10 protein-coding genes and 1 pseudogene are annotated in these 14932 nt (G+C 72.0%); 5 read left to right on the forward strand and 6 right to left on the reverse strand.

From position 1 onward, the window contains the following. Positions 1 to 21: 21 nt before the first annotated feature. From OG747_RS34600 to OG747_RS34610, 3 genes are all read right to left on the reverse strand, one after another. On the reverse strand, positions 22 to 1320 hold the full coding sequence (locus OG747_RS34600; RefSeq protein ID WP_405883285.1) for an HRDC domain-containing protein: 1299 nt from the start codon (positions 1318 to 1320) through the stop codon (positions 22 to 24). Between the two features lie 123 nt (positions 1321 to 1443). Continuing rightward, positions 1444 to 2106, reverse strand: coding sequence for a response regulator transcription factor (locus tag OG747_RS34605; protein WP_019073943.1), 663 nt, complete (start codon positions 2104 to 2106; stop codon positions 1444 to 1446). A 369-nt stretch (positions 2107 to 2475) separates the two neighbouring features. Next, positions 2476 to 3102, reverse strand: coding sequence for a DUF3000 domain-containing protein (locus OG747_RS34610; RefSeq protein ID WP_405883286.1), 627 nt, complete (start codon positions 3100 to 3102; stop codon positions 2476 to 2478). A 204-nt stretch (positions 3103 to 3306) separates the two neighbouring features. Here OG747_RS34610 and hemE point away from each other — a divergent pair, with 204 nt between their 5' ends. Then, the gene (gene hemE / locus OG747_RS34615) at positions 3307 to 4377 is read left to right on the forward strand and encodes a uroporphyrinogen decarboxylase (protein WP_405883287.1); all 1071 of its coding nucleotides are present in this window, start codon (positions 3307 to 3309) and stop codon (positions 4375 to 4377) included. 205 nt (positions 4378 to 4582) lie between these two features. Beyond that, positions 4583 to 5707: a PP2C family protein-serine/threonine phosphatase gene (locus OG747_RS34620; protein ID WP_405883288.1), complete on the forward strand. Its 1125-nt coding sequence runs from the start codon at positions 4583 to 4585 to the stop codon at positions 5705 to 5707. Positions 5708 to 5943: 236 nt separating this feature from the next. Here OG747_RS34620 and OG747_RS34625 read toward each other — a convergent pair whose 3' ends face one another. Beyond that, positions 5944 to 7251: a protein kinase domain-containing protein gene (locus OG747_RS34625; RefSeq protein WP_405883289.1), complete on the reverse strand. Its 1308-nt coding sequence runs from the start codon at positions 7249 to 7251 to the stop codon at positions 5944 to 5946. A 487-nt stretch (positions 7252 to 7738) separates the two neighbouring features. After that, positions 7739 to 8041 (reverse strand): annotated as a pseudogene (locus OG747_RS34630) (GNAT family N-acetyltransferase); the annotation flags it as partial. 83 nt (positions 8042 to 8124) lie between these two features. Here OG747_RS34630 and OG747_RS34635 point away from each other — a divergent pair. After that, complete coding sequence (locus tag OG747_RS34635) at positions 8125 to 9537, forward strand: hypothetical protein (RefSeq protein WP_405883290.1); 1413 nt, start codon at positions 8125 to 8127, stop codon at positions 9535 to 9537. A gap of 77 nt (positions 9538 to 9614) precedes the next feature. On the opposite strand, the gene OG747_RS34640 is transcribed toward OG747_RS34635, so the two are convergent. Then, complete coding sequence (locus tag OG747_RS34640; RefSeq protein ID WP_405883291.1) at positions 9615 to 11207, reverse strand: Na+/H+ antiporter; 1593 nt, start codon at positions 11205 to 11207, stop codon at positions 9615 to 9617. Positions 11208 to 11463: 256 nt separating this feature from the next. Here OG747_RS34640 and OG747_RS34645 point away from each other — a divergent pair, with 256 nt between their 5' ends. Both OG747_RS34645 and OG747_RS34650 read left to right on the forward strand, forming a co-directional pair. Further along, on the forward strand, positions 11464 to 14007 hold the full coding sequence (locus tag OG747_RS34645; RefSeq protein ID WP_405885844.1) for an ATP-binding protein: 2544 nt from the start codon (positions 11464 to 11466) through the stop codon (positions 14005 to 14007). A 76-nt stretch (positions 14008 to 14083) separates the two neighbouring features. Then, positions 14084 to 14857: a DUF4118 domain-containing protein gene (locus OG747_RS34650; RefSeq protein ID WP_405883292.1), complete on the forward strand. Its 774-nt coding sequence runs from the start codon at positions 14084 to 14086 to the stop codon at positions 14855 to 14857. Positions 14858 to 14932 lie beyond the last annotated feature (75 nt).

The following is a 14932-nucleotide window of genomic DNA, read 5'->3' on the forward strand; positions in this document are numbered from 1 at the left end:
CCCGCCGTATGCCAGAACCGTTTACGGCGACTGGGCGCCCTTCACGGACAGCGCGCCCACCAGCACCGGCGTGACCAACTCCACCTGCCACGCCCGTGCCCCGTACCCCGCGAGGGCCGCGGCAACCGACTCGGAGTCGGCGTTGGCCGGCGGCTCCCAACACACGCGGCGCACGGTGTCCGGCGTGATCAAGTTCTCCTGCGGCATGTTCAGCTGATCGGCCAGTGCCGACACCGCGGCCCGCGCCGCGGAGAGCCGGGCGGCGGCGGCCGGGTCCTTGTCGGCCCAGGCGCGCGGCGGCGGAGGTCCGGTCACCGGCTGCCCCGGTTGCGGCAGCTCGGCTTCCGGCAGGGCCTTCGCCCGGTCGACGGCGGCCTGCCACTGCTCCAGCTGGCGGCGCCCCATCCGGTGCCCGAAGCCGTTCAGCGCGGCCAGGGCGTGCACATTGGCCGGCAGGGCGAGCGCGGCCTCGACGATCGCCGCGTCCCCGAGCACCTTGCCCGGCGAGATGTCCCGGCGCTGCGCGATCCGGTCCCGGGTCTCCCACAGCTCCCGTACGACCGCCATCTGCCGGCGGCGGCGCACCTTGTGCATCCCGGACGTACGGCGCCAGGGATCCTTGCGCGGCGGCGCGGGCTCGGCCTGCGCGATCGCGTCGAACTCCTGTGTGGCCCAGTCCAGCTTGCCCTGCCGGTCGAGTTCCTTCTCCAGGGCGTCGCGCAGGTCGACCAGCAGCTCCACGTCGAGCGCGGCATAGCGCAGCCACGGCTCGGGGAGCGGGCGAGTGGACCAGTCGACGGCGGAGTGCCCCTTCTCGAGTACGAAGCCGAGGACACCCTCGACCATCGCGCCGAGGCCCACCCGGGGGAACCCGGCCAGGCGTCCGGCCAGCTCGGTGTCGAAGAGCCGCGTCGGCACCATGCCTATCTCGCGCAGACACGGCAGGTCCTGGGTGGCCGCGTGCAGCACCCACTCCACACCGGAGATCGCCTCGCCGAGGCCGGAGAGGTCGGGACAGGCGACGGGGTCGATCAGTGCGGAGCCCGCGCCCTCGCGGCGCAACTGCACCAGATAGGCGCGCTGGCCGTATCGGTACCCGGACGCGCGTTCGGCGTCGACGGCTACGGGGCCGGATCCGGCGGCGAAGGCGGCGATCACCTCGGCGAGCGAGGCCTCGTCGGCGACGACGGGCGGAATGCCCTCGCGGGGCTCGAGCAAAGGGATCGGCACCCCTGCCGCAGAGGATCCGCCGTCGTCCGGAGGGCCGCCTCCGGTGGTTCGCAGTGAGCTGTCTGCTGCGGTCTCTTGGGCGTCGGTCACCTGTCAAGGGTATCTGTGTATGGACTACGCCCGCCGACGGAACGTTCCGTCGACGGGCGTAGGGGGGTCGTAAACCAGTCAGGTCAGTGAAAGTTTCGGTGCGCAGCGGGGCGTACCCCCGGTTCAGTGAATGATCCCCGTCCGCAGGGCCACCGCCACCATCCCGGCGCGGTCGCCCGTGCCGAGCTTGCGGGCGATGCGGGCGAGGTGGCTCTTGACGGTCAGCGCGGACAGGCCCATCGAGACGCCGATGGCCTTGTTCGACTGGCCCTCCGCGACCAGTCGGAGCACCTCGACCTCGCGGCCGGAGAGCTCGCGGTAACCGCCCGGGTGGCTCGGGGCACCCGGGGGGCGGCGGTGCATACGGGCGGCGGCCGAGCCGATGGGCGCGGCGCCGGGCCGGGTGGGGAGCCCGACGTTGGTACGGGTGCCGGTGACGACATAGCCCTTGACGCCGCCCGCGAGGGCATTGCGGACGGCGCCGATGTCGTCGGCGGCGGAGAGGGCGAGGCCGTTGGGCCAGCCTGCGGCACGGGTCTCGGACAGCAGGGTGAGCCCGCTGCCGTCGGGCAGGTGGACGTCGGCGACACAGATGTCGCGAGGGTTGCCGATTCGGGGACGGGCCTCCGCGACGGACGACGCCTCGATGACGTCGCGCACTCCGAGCGCCCAGAGGTGGCGGGTGACGGTGGAACGGACCCGTGGGTCGGCCACGACCACCATGGCGGTCGGCTTGTTCGGGCGGTAGGCGACCAGGCTTGCGGGCTGCTCGAGGAGAACGGACACCAGGCCTCCTGGGGTGCGGGACGGGGCCGGCTCTGGGGGCGAAGCCGGGAGGAAACGTGCTTTCAAGGTCACAGACGTCTTCGGCATCAAACCCGTCCGCCTTTAGAGAATGATCACGATTTGGTGAGTAATAATCCGTGCAATTCGGACACGCGATCGATCATCCGAAGATCGAACCGAGTCGTTCCGTGTCGCGACACGGCTGAAAGTGGCCGTATCGACAAAACCTCGGCAAGGAACTCGGTAAAGGGCGCGGCGGTCCACGAGATCGGCAAGGGCGCCCGTTCGACACGACGCGGGCGCTCCGGAAGGCGGACTCGGGCGCTCCGGAAGGCGGCTCGGTCGCTCCGGAAGATCGGACTCAGGCGTTCACCGGGGCTGCGGGCCCCGGCGCTGCGGGAGCGTCACCACCGAGGCGTCGCCCGGCCCCGCCGGAGGCAGGCCCGCGATCTGGCAGAGCAGATCGCACCAGGCGGCGAGATGCGCGGCCGTGTCCGGTACGCCGCCCAGGCCCTCGCGAGGCGTCCAGGAGGCACGGATCTCGATCTGGGACGCGGCCGGGCGCTCGGACAGCCCCCCGAAGTAGTGCGAGCTCGCGCGCGTGACGGTGCCGCTCGCTTCGCCGTACGACAGACCGCGGGCCTGCAGCGCGCCGGTCAGCCAGGACCAGGAGACGTCGGGGAGCAGCGGGTCGGCCGCCATCTCCGGCTCCAGTTCGGCGCGGACCAGCGTCACCAGGCGGAAGGAGCCCTGCCAGGCGTCGTGCCCGGCCGGGTCGTGCAGCAGGATGAGCCGGCCGTCCGCGAGATCCTCGCCGTCGGCGACGACCGCGGCCTCGAGCGCGTACGCGTAGGGGGCCAGGCGCTGCGGCGGGCGCGTCGGGTCGATCTCGATCTCGGGCCGCGGCCGCGCGGCCCGCAGCGCGTCGACGGCTGCCCGGAAGGGCAACGGAGCCGTGTCCCTCGCATCTCGGTCCCCCTCCTTGGCATCGTCCATTCCGCCAGCGCCGTCCGACAGTCGTCCCTGAGCCGCAGCCATGCGGGGAAGATTAAGGGGAACGGAGCCCGCGCGCAGGGAGAGACACCCGTGCGTGGGGCCACTGTCCGGATCGCGCAGCGCGAATGCGCCTGCTCCAAGGCCTCCGGTCCGTGCGTCGGAGCCCGGCACTTGGATGTCGGAAAGGCATGCGAGACTTTCCGCGTGATTGCCAATGACCGCCCCGCCGCGGGCCAGCCGCCGACAGCCGCGTACGAGTCCGCCTTCCTGAAGGCGTGCAGGCGCGAGCCCGTGCCGCACACGCCGGTGTGGTTCATGCGGCAGGCCGGTCGCTCGCTGCCCGAGTACCTCAAGGTGCGCGAGGGCATTCCCATGCTGGAGTCCTGCATGCGGCCCGAGCTGGTCGCCGAGATCACGCTGCAGCCGGTGCGCCGGCACAACGTGGACGCGGCGATCTACTTCAGCGACATCGTCGTCCCGCTGAAGGCCATCGGCATCGACCTCGACATCAAGCCGGGCGTCGGCCCGGTCGTCGAGAACCCGATCCGCACCCGCGCCGACCTGGCCCAGCTGCGCGATCTGACCCCCGAGGACGTCTGGTACGTCACCGAGGCGATCAAGCTCCTGACGGCCGAGCTCGGCGAGACCCCGCTCATCGGTTTCGCGGGCGCGCCTTTCACTCTCGCGAGTTACCTCGTGGAGGGCGGTCCGTCCAAGAACCACGAGCACACCAAGGCGCTCATGTACGGCGACCCGCAGCTGTGGGCCGACCTGCTCGACCGTCTCGCCGAGATCACCTCCGCCTTCCTGAAGGTGCAGATCGAGGCGGGCGCCAGCGCCGTCCAGCTCTTCGACTCCTGGGTCGGCGCCCTGGCACCCGCCGACTACCGGCGCTCGGTGATGCCCGCGTCCACCAAGGTCTTCGAGGCCGTGGCCGGGTACGGCGTCCCGCGCATCCACTTCGGCGTCGGCACCGGCGAGCTGCTCGGCCTCATGGGCGAGGCGGGCGCGGACGTCGTCGGCGTCGACTGGCGGGTCCCGCTCGACGAGGCCGCCCGCCGCGTCGGCCCCGGCAAGGCGCTCCAGGGCAACCTCGACCCCGCCGTCCTCTTCTCCACCACCGAGGCCGTGGAGGCCAAGACCCGCGAGGTGCTGGACGCCGCCGCCGGTCTCGAGGGCCACGTCTTCAACCTCGGCCACGGCGTCCCGCCGAGCACCGACCCGGACGCGCTGACCCGCCTCGTGGAGTACGTCCACACGCAGACGGCACGCTGACGCCGCACGCCGTACACCGCACGCCGTAGACCGCCCGTCTCGCGCCTTGGCTTACAGTCCGGTGCGGGTGTCGGCTGCTGCCTGCAGGGCCCGCAGGCCACGGGACCGGTCGACCGGAGCAGCCACGCCATGGGGCGCGCAGGCGCGGCAGAAGAGTCGCCTGTCGGCGCGGGCGCCGGGGCGCGATGCGGTGTATCCAGGACTTATGGCTCCTCGACAACTCCGGAAAGATCACCATTTGTCGGGGGTGTCACGTCATGCGCTGCTGGCGCTACCGCTCGCGTTGATCGCGGTGGTCACGGTGGTCGACATCCTGGCTCCGCCCACCGTTCACCTCGGGCCCTTCCTCGTCGCCGCACCCGCCGTCACAGCGTCGTTCGCCGGGCCCCGGACGACCGGATGCGTCGGCTTGCTCGCCGTCCTGGCCCAGGCCGTGGTCGCGATGGCGCGCACCAGCCTCATTGATCTGAACCACGCCTTCCAGGTCATCGCTCTGATCCTGATGTCAGCGTTCGCGACCTTCTTCGCGCACCTGCGAGAACGTCGTGAAAAGGAACTGACCCAGCTGCGCTCGGTGGCGACGGCCGCACAAGAGGTGGTGCTCAAGCCGCTTCCTCACCGGATCGGTCCGTTGCGCATCGCCTCCGTCTACCTGGCCGCGGAAACCGAGGCACAGATCGGCGGCGATCTGTATGCCGCCGCCCGCACGGCCCAAGGAACCCGGATCGTCATCGGCGATGTCAGGGGCAAGGGCCTCGAGGCGGTCGGGGACGCCGCCCTCCTTCTCGGCGCGTTCCGGGGCGCGGCCCACAGACAGGCCGACCTGCCGACGCTGGTCGCCTTCCTGGAGGGAACCGTCTCCTCGGACCTGGACGACCCGGCGGCACCCGACGACGAGACCGAGGATCGCGGCGAGGCATTCATCACCGCCGCCGTGCTGGACGTCCCGGACGACGAGCCGTCCCTTCACCTGATCAACTGCGGGCACCCCCCGCCCCTGCTGCTGCGCGGCGGTCAGGTCGGCCCGCTCGAAGTGCGCCACCCGGCACCGCCTCTGGGGCTCACAGAATTCGTGGACATCGTCCTCTCCGCGGAAACGTTCGCCTTCGAGCCCGGCGACATCGTCCTTCTCTACACGGACGGTGTCATCGAGGCCCGCGACCGGAACGGCACGTTCTACCCTCTCGCGGAACGGATGGTCAGCAAGTCCGGCAAAGGTCCCGACGCTCTCCTGGCCCACCTGTGCAAGGACCTGTTGCGCCACGCCGGCGGTCGTCTGGATGACGACGCCGCCATGGTGGCGATCGAGCGCATGCCGGGGACGTCATGAGCAGCGGCAGGACCAGCTCGCGCCTCCAGTGTCCGAAGCGCCCGCGGACTGTCCTGCCTCGTCGGGCGGTGAGTGCCAGGCGCGCCGAGTCGGCCCGCGTACCGGTTGTCCCCGCGTACCGGCACCGCAGCCGGTAGCCCGGCCCGCGGCTCCACCTTGGCAGACGATGTCCGTCGCCGCCGTACCGGCCGCCTTCCTGCTCGCTGCCGGGCTGCGGCGGGTGCTGTGACGCGGGGTCAGCCCTTGCCGCGCCCGGCGCGCCCCTTCCCCTGTTGCGTGGCCTGCTGCTCCTTGCCTTCGTCCCCGCTGTCCCCAGGTTCCGCCTGGTCGTTCGGAACGGCGTCCGTGGCAGGAGCGGTGTTCGGCTCCGGGACGGCGGGGGAAGGACTCGTGGTGCGGGCCGGGGCCGTTCGGGGGACCTCTGCCGAGCTGCGGTCGGGTGAGAACCACGCCATGCCGACCAGCACCGCCGCAACGAAGATCACTGCTCCGATGACGACGCTCACCGCTTTCCGCCGATGCGCCCCGAACGCTCGGGTTTCCGGCCGCCGGCCGCGTCGCGTCCGATGCGCCGGGGTGGTGTGCCCGACGGCGGACGGGAAGGCGTACGTGGTTGCGGGGCCGGCTTCGGAGACGTGCCGATGTGCCCCGGACCGCGTGATCGTCTCCTGGGCGGGGGTGCGCGACCTCTGCGCCTCGAGGGCGGGTGCCGGGGCCGGGAAGGGCTCGGCGTGTCCCCGCCAGGCGCCTGCGGCGAACCAGTCGGCGGCCTGGCGCGCGGTGGGCCGGTCCTCGGGCCGCTTGGCGAGGAGGCCGAGCAGGTAGCTCTCGAAGGCGGGCGGCAGGTCGGCGCCGTGCCGGCGCGGCGGTACGGGGGCGGTGTCGAGGTGGTGGTGGAGGATCGCGATCGCAGACTCGGCGTGGAACGGCGGGCGTCCGGTGAGGAGTTGGTAGAGCACACAGCCCAGGGAGTAGACGTCGGAGGCCGGTCCCGCGGGCTTGCCCAGGGCGCGTTCGGGGGCGAGATACAGGCTGGTGCCGACGATCTGACCGGTCGCGGTGAGCGCGGCGGCCGGGTCGTCCAGGAAGCGGGCGATACCGAAATCGCCGATCTTGACGGTCCCGTCGGCGTCGAGGAGCAGGTTGCCGGGCTTGATGTCCCGGTGCACGATGCCCTGTTCGTGCGCGACGGCGAGCCCGGCGGCCGTCTGAGCGGCGATCCGCGCCACCCGCTCGGCGGGCAGCGGCCCGGTGCCGGACAGCACGCGCGCGAGGCTGTCGCCCTCGACCAGCTCCATGACCAGGAACAGGCGGCCCTCGTACGCGCCGAAGTCGAGGACGCCGACCACGTGCGGGTGGCTGAGCCGGCCCGCGGTCTGGGCCTCCAGGTGGAAGCGGGAGACAGCGGTGGGGTCGGTGTCCTGGGAAATCAGGAGCTTGACCGCCACCGGCCTGCCCAGCGTCTCGTCGTACGCCTGCCAGACTTCTCCCATCGCGCCCCGCCCGATGGCGTTACGCAGCCGATACCGGCCCGCTATCAGCACCTGTGTTTCATCCTCATGCCGTGAGACGACTCGACCGCCGCAGGCCATGACTCCGCGAGGGGCGGGAGACGGTGGGGTGCCGCAGCGAGCCCCAGCCTACTGGCTTACGGGCAAGGGACGTTGACCGGCCGACGATCACGCGCCGGCAGCCGGGTGGACCGTGTGCAGGGGAGGACCGAGCCACGGCGTTCGGCCGTCGAACCTCGGGGAGCCGGGCGCGAGGTCGGGGCGGCGGTGGGGGAGCCGAGGCCAGGCCGCTCGGCTTCATCGAGATCAGGTACGGTGCCGCCGTCTACCAGCCGGTCCGCGCTCCCTGGGCGGACGTCGCCCTGCCGTCGGCGGCGCGGTCGGCGGGGCCGCCTGCGCCGTAGCCGAGAAGCGGACCTTGCGGCGCTGAAGATGATCCTGGCACGCGACAGCGATGAGGACCGCGTCAGCCGCATCTCTTTCCTGCGCGCGTGTCTGGGGCCGTGCGGTGATGCGGCGTCTATGCGGTGAGGCGGCCATGCTGCGCGGGACGTCCGGCCACGTAGTGAACGTACTCGCGCTCCAGTCGGAAACCGGCGGTCCAGGCGAGCAGGCGGCTGGGGCGGTTGTCGCGGGAGCAGGACCAGCTCGCGGTGTGGCCGCGGGCCGCGATGTCCGTGCACAGGGCGGTGACGCAGGCGACGGCGAGGCGTTCGCGCCGGTGCTCGGGGACCGTGACGCAGGCGATGTCCTCGTACGTGCTGCTCAGGAAGTAGGCGCAGGCGACGGCGAGGATGCGGTCCTTGTGGAAGGCGGCCCAGCCGAGACCGGAGGCCGCGAGAGCGCCCGCGGCCCGGAGGGGGGCCGCGGCCGGGTGGCCCGGGGCGTCGCCTCCGTCGCGAGGCCGTGGCCGCGTGGGCCGCTCTGCGCCGCCGCTACTGGGCCACCCTGCCCGCGCGGCTGCGTCTCCTGCGCGTGGCCACGGTCTCGCTCGCCGCTGCCCTGGCCCTGCTGCTCGCGCCGGCCGGGCTCGCCGCCACCGGCACCTGGGACACCGTCGCGGGACGGGACGCGCCCCGCACCACCAGCGCCGCCGACCTCGACCTCGCCCTGAACGACATGGACGCGCAGGCCGCCAACATCCTGCTGTCCAGCGGGAACGCGGGCCGAGGGCGCCTGGCGACGCCGTACGCGAAGGCGGTCGGGTTCTACGGGGACGCCCGCCGTGCCATCGGCCACGACCTGCGCACCCTCGCCGTCGCCGCCCAGGGCGACCGCACCGACGAGCACACCGTGGAGTCCCTGACCGACGACTTCGCCGAGTACCAGGAGCTGATAGGCCGCGCCCTGGAGAACGACGGCCGCACCGGCGGCAAGCCGGCCGCACTCGCGGACTACCGCAAGGCCACCGACCTGCTGCAGAACCAACTCCTCCCAGACGCACGGAAGCTGGTGGACTCCAACAACAGGGCGTTCAACGCGCAGTACGCACAGGCCCGTTCGGCCCTGGCAACCCAGCTCGTGGTCGCCATCGTCCTCGGCGTACTGCTCCTCGTCTCGCTCGGCGTCCTCCAGTGGTACCTGGCCCGCCGCTTCCACCGGATCCTCAACCCCGGCGTCCTGGCCGCCACGGTGTGCGCGCTGCTCGCCGTCTTCCTCGGTACCCAGGCACTGTCGGCCACCGCCGAGCACCTGCGCGGCGCACGGCGTGATGCGTTCGACTCCGTCGTCGCGCTCTCCCGCGCCCGCGCGATCGCCTACGACGCGAACGCCGACGAGAGCCGCTATCTCCTCGACCCCGAGCGCCGGGACCAGTACGCGCAGACCTTCCTCACCAAGTCGCAGGAGCTGTACGGGCTCAAGGGCGCGACCCTCGCCACGTACGACGACGAGCTCGCCACGACGTGGGAGGCATACGGCTCCGACCACGGCGACCTGCGGTTCACCGGCGAGTTCCGGCGAGAACTCGACAACGTCACCTTCGCCGGCGAGCGGGCCGCGGCGGAGAAGACGGTCGAGACGTACGCCGTGTACCAGCGCGACGACCGCAAGATCCGCGCCCTGCTCGCGCAGGGCAAGGAACGCGAGGCCGTCGCGTTCTGTATGGGCTGGCAGGCGGGCACGTCCAACGCGCATTTCGGGGCGTGGATGACGGCGCTGGACAAGGTGACCGACATCAACCGCCGGCACTTCACCGCCTCGGTTCAGGCCGGCCGCTCGGCAGTGGGGGATCTGCTGCCCGGGGCCCTGGGAGCCCTCGTCGCGGCGGCCGCGCTCACCGCCCTCGGGCTGCGGCCGCGGTTCGCCGAGTTCCGCTGAGGCGCGCGGAGCGCTCGGCGCTGACGCCGCTGACGTATGGATACGCCCTGATGGGCTGCCCCACGATGCGCTTGGCCTCAATCGCGGGGCGGCCCGTAACCGTCCGCGAGTCGCGCCTCCTCCAAGTCCAGCGAGCGTTGCAGGCGGCGGCGGGTCGTGTCGCTGATGCGGTGTTCGTCGTACAGGCGCTGGAGCTCGGCCTCCTCGACCGTGATCAGGTCGCGGCGGAGCTGGCGGTAGGTGAGGTCGGCGGATTCCGTCGGAGTGCCGTCGCCGTCGGCCTGCCCGAGGCGATCGCTCGCGGCGTCGAGGCGGGCCGTCAGGCCGCGGCGGAGGCGGTCGAGGACGACGTCGGGGGCGGCTTCCAGTTCGGAGATCTCGTCCAGGCGGCTCAGGCCCGCGTTGGCCAGGCTGCAGCGGGCCGCGGCCTCCTCGCGTTCGGTGTGGTCGGGTTCGAGGGCGATGCCCGAGCGGCGGACGACGGGAGCCAGTGTGAAGCCCTGGACGACGAGTGTGACGACCACCACCGAGGTGGTCAGAACGAGGACGAGGGGGCGTTCCGTGAGCGTGGCCCCATCCTTCGTGGTCACCGGGATGGACAGGGCGGCGGCCAGGGGGACCACACCCCGGGTGCCCGCCCAGGTCAGGACCACCGGCACCCGCCAGTTCATGCGCTGGATTCCGCCCTTGCGCTGCACCACGGCCGACAAGGGCGCCAGCCACAGCATGCGCATGGCGATGAGCGTGGCCGCCACAGCCAGGGCGTACAGGGGCCATGCCTGGTCGCCGTCGGACAGGGCCCGGACCTGGGCGGGCAGGGCCAGGCCGATGAGACTGAAGACCACGCTCTCCAGCAGGAACACCACCGTGCCGTAGACCGCGTGCAGTTGGAGGCGGATGCGGGCGTTGGTGAGGCGGTCGCCCCGGCCGCCGAGGACCACCCCGGCCACCACCACCGAGGTGACACCGGACGCGTGCGCGGCCTCGGCCAGGACGTAGGCCGCGTAGGGCGTGACGAGGGCGATCACCGTCTCCAGGACCGGGTCCTCGGTACGGCGCCGGATCAGCGTCACCACGCCCGCGACCGCGGCACCGATGACCATGCCGCCGCCCGCCAGCAGTGCGAACTGACCCGCCGCCGACCCCCAGCCGACCGCTGCCGATGCCACGGCGACGCTCACCGCGACCCGAAAGAGGACGAGGGAGGTCGCGTCGTTGAAGAGGCTCTCGGCCTGGACGAGGACCTGCACCTTGGGTGGCAGCGCGAGCCGTCTGCCGAGCGCGGTCACCGCCACCGGGTCGGTGCTCGCCAGCACAGCGCCCAGCACGAACGCCATCTGCCACGACAGTGGCGTGACCAGGGAGGCGACCGCCCCGACCGCGGCCGCCGAGGCCAGGACCAGACCTATCGACAGCACTCCGACCGGCTTCCACACGGCGCGCAGATCGCGCCAGGGCAGTTCCTCGGCGCTCGCGTACAGGAGTGGTGGCAGTACTACGAGGCCGATGATCTCGGGGCTGATCTGGATCTCCGGGGTGCCTGGCAGCAGTGCGACGGCGAGGCCCGCGACCACGAGCAGGGAGGGCGCGGGGATACGCCGGCGGTGCGCGAAGGTCGCCACCACCGTGGCGAGCACCACGAGAGCCAGGACTGTCCCTACACTGCGCATGCCATCCCTCTGGTCATGAGAAGGAGACCTTGTGGCTCCCCGCCGACCAGACTTCCCGGCACACCGCTTTCACCCTATCGGGCCAGGGCCCGTCAAAGCAGTGTCAACGTCCACGTGACCGGCGCCAAGGATGCGTCAAGAAGCGCGCCGAGCGACTCGCACAAGCGCTTCGGTGGGGGAAGTAACCCTTCCCTCCGGGGAATTGATCGCCAGTGAGCGGAGCACGTCGGCTGCGATGAGTGACGTACGGACCGATATGAGTGACGTGCGGACCAGCGGGGGTGAGATACGGCCCGGTGCGGGTGACGTACGGCCCGGTCGGCTGAAGGTCTACCTCGGCGCTGCCCCGGGGGTGGGCAAGACCTACCGCATGCTCGACGAGGGGCGACGCAGGGCGGCGCGCGGCGCGGATGTGGTGGTGGGGTTCGTGGAGTGCCATGGGCGTCCCGGCACGGAGGCGATGCTCGACGGCCTGGAGGCCATCGGGCGTGCGCCCTGCTCCTATCGCGGCGGGGAGTTCGAGGAGATGGACCTGGTCGCGGTCCTCGCGCGTCGCCCGCAGGTCGCGCTGGTGGACGAGATCGCCCACAGCAACGTGCCGGGCGGCGGCCGCAACGCGAAGCGCTGGCAGGACATCGAGGAGCTCCTCGCGGCCGGCATCGACGTCATCACGGCGCTGAACATCCAGCACCTGGAGTCCCTCAACGACGTGGTCGAGAAGATCACACGGGTGCCGCAGCGCGAGACGGTGCCCGACGAGGTCGTACGACGGGCCCAGCAGATCCAGCTCGTGGACATCCCGCCGGAGGGGCTGCGCCGCCGGATGGCGCACGGCAACATCTACGCGCCCGAGAAGGTCGACGCGGCCCTCGCCAACTACTTTCGCCCCGGCAATCTGACCGCCCTGCGTCAGCTCGCCCTGCTGTGGGTGGCCGACCGGGTGGACGAGGCGCTGCAGTCGTACCGTTCGGAGCACGGCATAGGCGGGGTGTGGGAGACCCGGGAGCGGGTCGTGGTCGCGCTCACCGGGGGGCCGGAGGGCGACACCCTCATCCGGCGGGCCGCGCGTATCGCCGACCGGTCGGCCGGCGGTGATCTGCTCGCCGTGCACGTGACCCGCAGCGACGGTCTCGCCGCGGGTTCCTCGCACGCCTCCCTGGCCCGGCAGCGGCGGCTGATCGAGGACCTCGGCGGCAGCTACCACTCGGTCGTCGGTGACGACGTCGCCACGGCCCTGGTGGAGTTCGCCCGCGCCGAGAACGCCACCCAGCTCGTCCTCGGCACCAGCCGCCGCGGCCGCATCGAGCGCTTTGTCACCGGGCGCGGCACCGGCGAGACGGTCGTCGAAATCTCCGGCGACATCGACGTCCACACGGTCACGCACGAACGCGCCGGGCGCGGCACGCTGCTGCCCTCCCGCCGCCGTACCCTCTCGACCGCACGCAGGATCGCGGGCCCGGTGGCCGGACTGCTGCTGCCCGTGGCACTCACCTTCCTGCTGAATCCGGACACGGCCCGGGACAGACTCAACCTCACCAGCGAGGCCCTGCTCTTCCTGCTCACCGTGGTGGGCGTGGCCTGCATAGGCGGGGTCGTGTCGGCGGTGATCGCTTCGGTGACGGCGTCGCTGCTGCTCAACTACTGGTTCATCCCGCCCATCGGCCAGTTCACGCTGGACGACCCGAACGCGCTGCTGGCCCTGGCGGTCTTCGCGGTGGTTGCCGCCGTCGTGGCTACGGTCGTGGACCGCTCGCTGCGCCTGTCGCGGCGCTCGGCGCGGGCCACAGCGGAGGCGGAGACCATGTCGTCGCTCGCCGGCACCATCGTGCGCGGTGGAGCGACGATCCCGGCGCTGGTGGAACGGACCCGCGAGACGTTCGGCATGGACTCGGCGGAGCTGGTGGACGAGCCGCCCGGAGAGGACGGCGTGACGGCCGTGCCCGCGGGACCCGGCGCTTTCCTGGTCCTGCGCGGTCGCACCCTTCCGTCGTCCGAGCGGCGCGTGCTGGCCGCCTTCGCCGCGCACGTGGGCTCCGCGGTCGAACGGGCCCGGCTCGCCGAGGCAGTCGCCGAGGTCGAACCGGTCAAGGCCGCCGACCGGATGCGTACGGCGCTGCTGCGGGCGGTCGGCCACGACCTGCGTACGCCTCTCGCGGCGGGCTGGGCCGCGGTCTCCTCGCTGCGCAGCCGGGACGTGGAGTTCTCCGACGAGGACCGCGACGAGCTCCTCGCCACCGCCGACGAGTCGATGGCGAAGCTGAACCGGCTGGTGGAGAACCTCCTCGACCTCAGCCGCCTCCAGGCCGGCGCCCTCACCCTCAATTTGCGTGCCACCACACTGGAGGAGGTCCTACCGGCCGCGCTGGCGGACACCCCCGAGGTCGAGGTGGCGGACCTGGAGAAGGTTCCGGCCGTGCTGGCCGACCCGCCCTTGCTGGAGCGGGTGATCGCCAATCTCGTCGGCAACGCCGCCCGGCACAGTCCGGCCGGGCGCAAGGTGCTGCTGACCGCGAGCGCGCACGCGGGCCGCGTCGAAGTGCGTGTCGTCGACCGCGGCCCCGGCCTGCCGTTCACCGACCGTGACCGGCTCTTCGAGCCCTTCCAGCGCCTGGGTGACACCGACAACACCACCGGCCTCGGGCTGGGCCTGGCCCTGTCCCGGGGCCTGACCGAGGCGATGGACGGCACCCTCACCCCGGAGGACACTCCCGGTGGTGGCCTGACGATGGTGTTGTCCCTGCCCTTCGCCGAGCGGGCGGAGCACCTCGGTGATACGCAGAGTGTAGGAGGCGGCGTTTGAGCCCTGAAAGCGGTGCACCAGGACGTGCGAGCCCTGACGGCGGTGTACCAGGACGCGGGGGCTCGGAGCTGTCGCGATGAGCGCAGGAGGTGACGGCGTGATGACCGGTTATCCGATCCGGGACCGGCTCGCCCTGGTGGCGGGCCTGGTGGGACCGTTCGTGGTGGCGCTCGCGCTCGTGCCCTTCCGTACGGATCTATCGCGCACGAACGCCGCGCTGATCCTGGTCGTGGTGGTCGTCGCGGTCGCGGCGATCGGCAGCCGTGCGGCGGGCGCGCTCGCCGCGCTGTCGGCGGCGGCCTGGTTCGACTTCTTCCTCACCCGTCCGTACCAGACGTTCGACATCACCGCGTCCGCGGACATCGAGACGGCTGTTCTGCTGCTGATCGTCGGCCTGATCGTGTCCCAGCTCGCGGCCCGCGCACGCCGCCTCGAAGTGATCACCGTGACGGACGCGGGTTACCTCGCCCGGATCCACGAGACGGCCGACCTGGTCCAGTCCGCGAAGTCCTCGGACACCGTGGTCGACCACGTCCGCCGCGACCTGACCGAACTCCTCGGCCTGCGCGGCTGCCGCTTCGAGTACGGCACCCTGATGGGGCAGCCGCCGCGCCTGGAACAGGACGGGAACGTGGCGGTCGGGCGGCGGCACTGGGATGTCGACGCGAGCGGCTGGCCGGACGGTGAGATCGAGCTGCGGACGTACGGCAACGGTCACTACCTCGGCCGCTTCATGCTCACCCCCGGACCGGGCCCCGTACCGCCGCTCCAGGCACGCCTGGTCGCGGTCACCCTCGCCGACCAGACGGGCGCGGCCCTCGACACGGCGGGGCCGGTGAAGGACGGCTGACAGACGCATACGGGACGAGAGGACAGACGTATACGGAACGTTGACGCCGAATGGGCGCCTTCCAGGAACCGGTTG

The sequence above is a fragment of the Streptomyces sp. NBC_01384 genome, from assembly GCF_045040035.1.
Lineage (GTDB): Bacteria > Actinomycetota > Actinomycetes > Streptomycetales > Streptomycetaceae > Streptomyces.

What these genes read in the sequence shown, in the direction of transcription:
- OG747_RS34610 (WP_405883286.1), bottom strand. Translation starts at nt 3,102, where the DNA reads ATGGACGATGCCAAGGAGGGGGACCGAGATGCGAGGGACACGGCTCCG.
- OG747_RS34620 (WP_405883288.1), top strand. Translation starts at nt 4,583, where the DNA reads ATGGCTCCTCGACAACTCCGGAAAGATCACCATTTGTCGGGGGTGTCA.
- OG747_RS34640 (WP_405883291.1), bottom strand. Translation starts at nt 11,207, where the DNA reads ATGCGCAGTGTAGGGACAGTCCTGGCTCTCGTGGTGCTCGCCACGGTG.
- OG747_RS34645 (WP_405885844.1), top strand. Translation starts at nt 11,464, where the DNA reads ATGAGTGACGTGCGGACCAGCGGGGGTGAGATACGGCCCGGTGCGGGT.
- OG747_RS34650 (WP_405883292.1), top strand. Translation starts at nt 14,084, where the DNA reads ATGAGCGCAGGAGGTGACGGCGTGATGACCGGTTATCCGATCCGGGAC.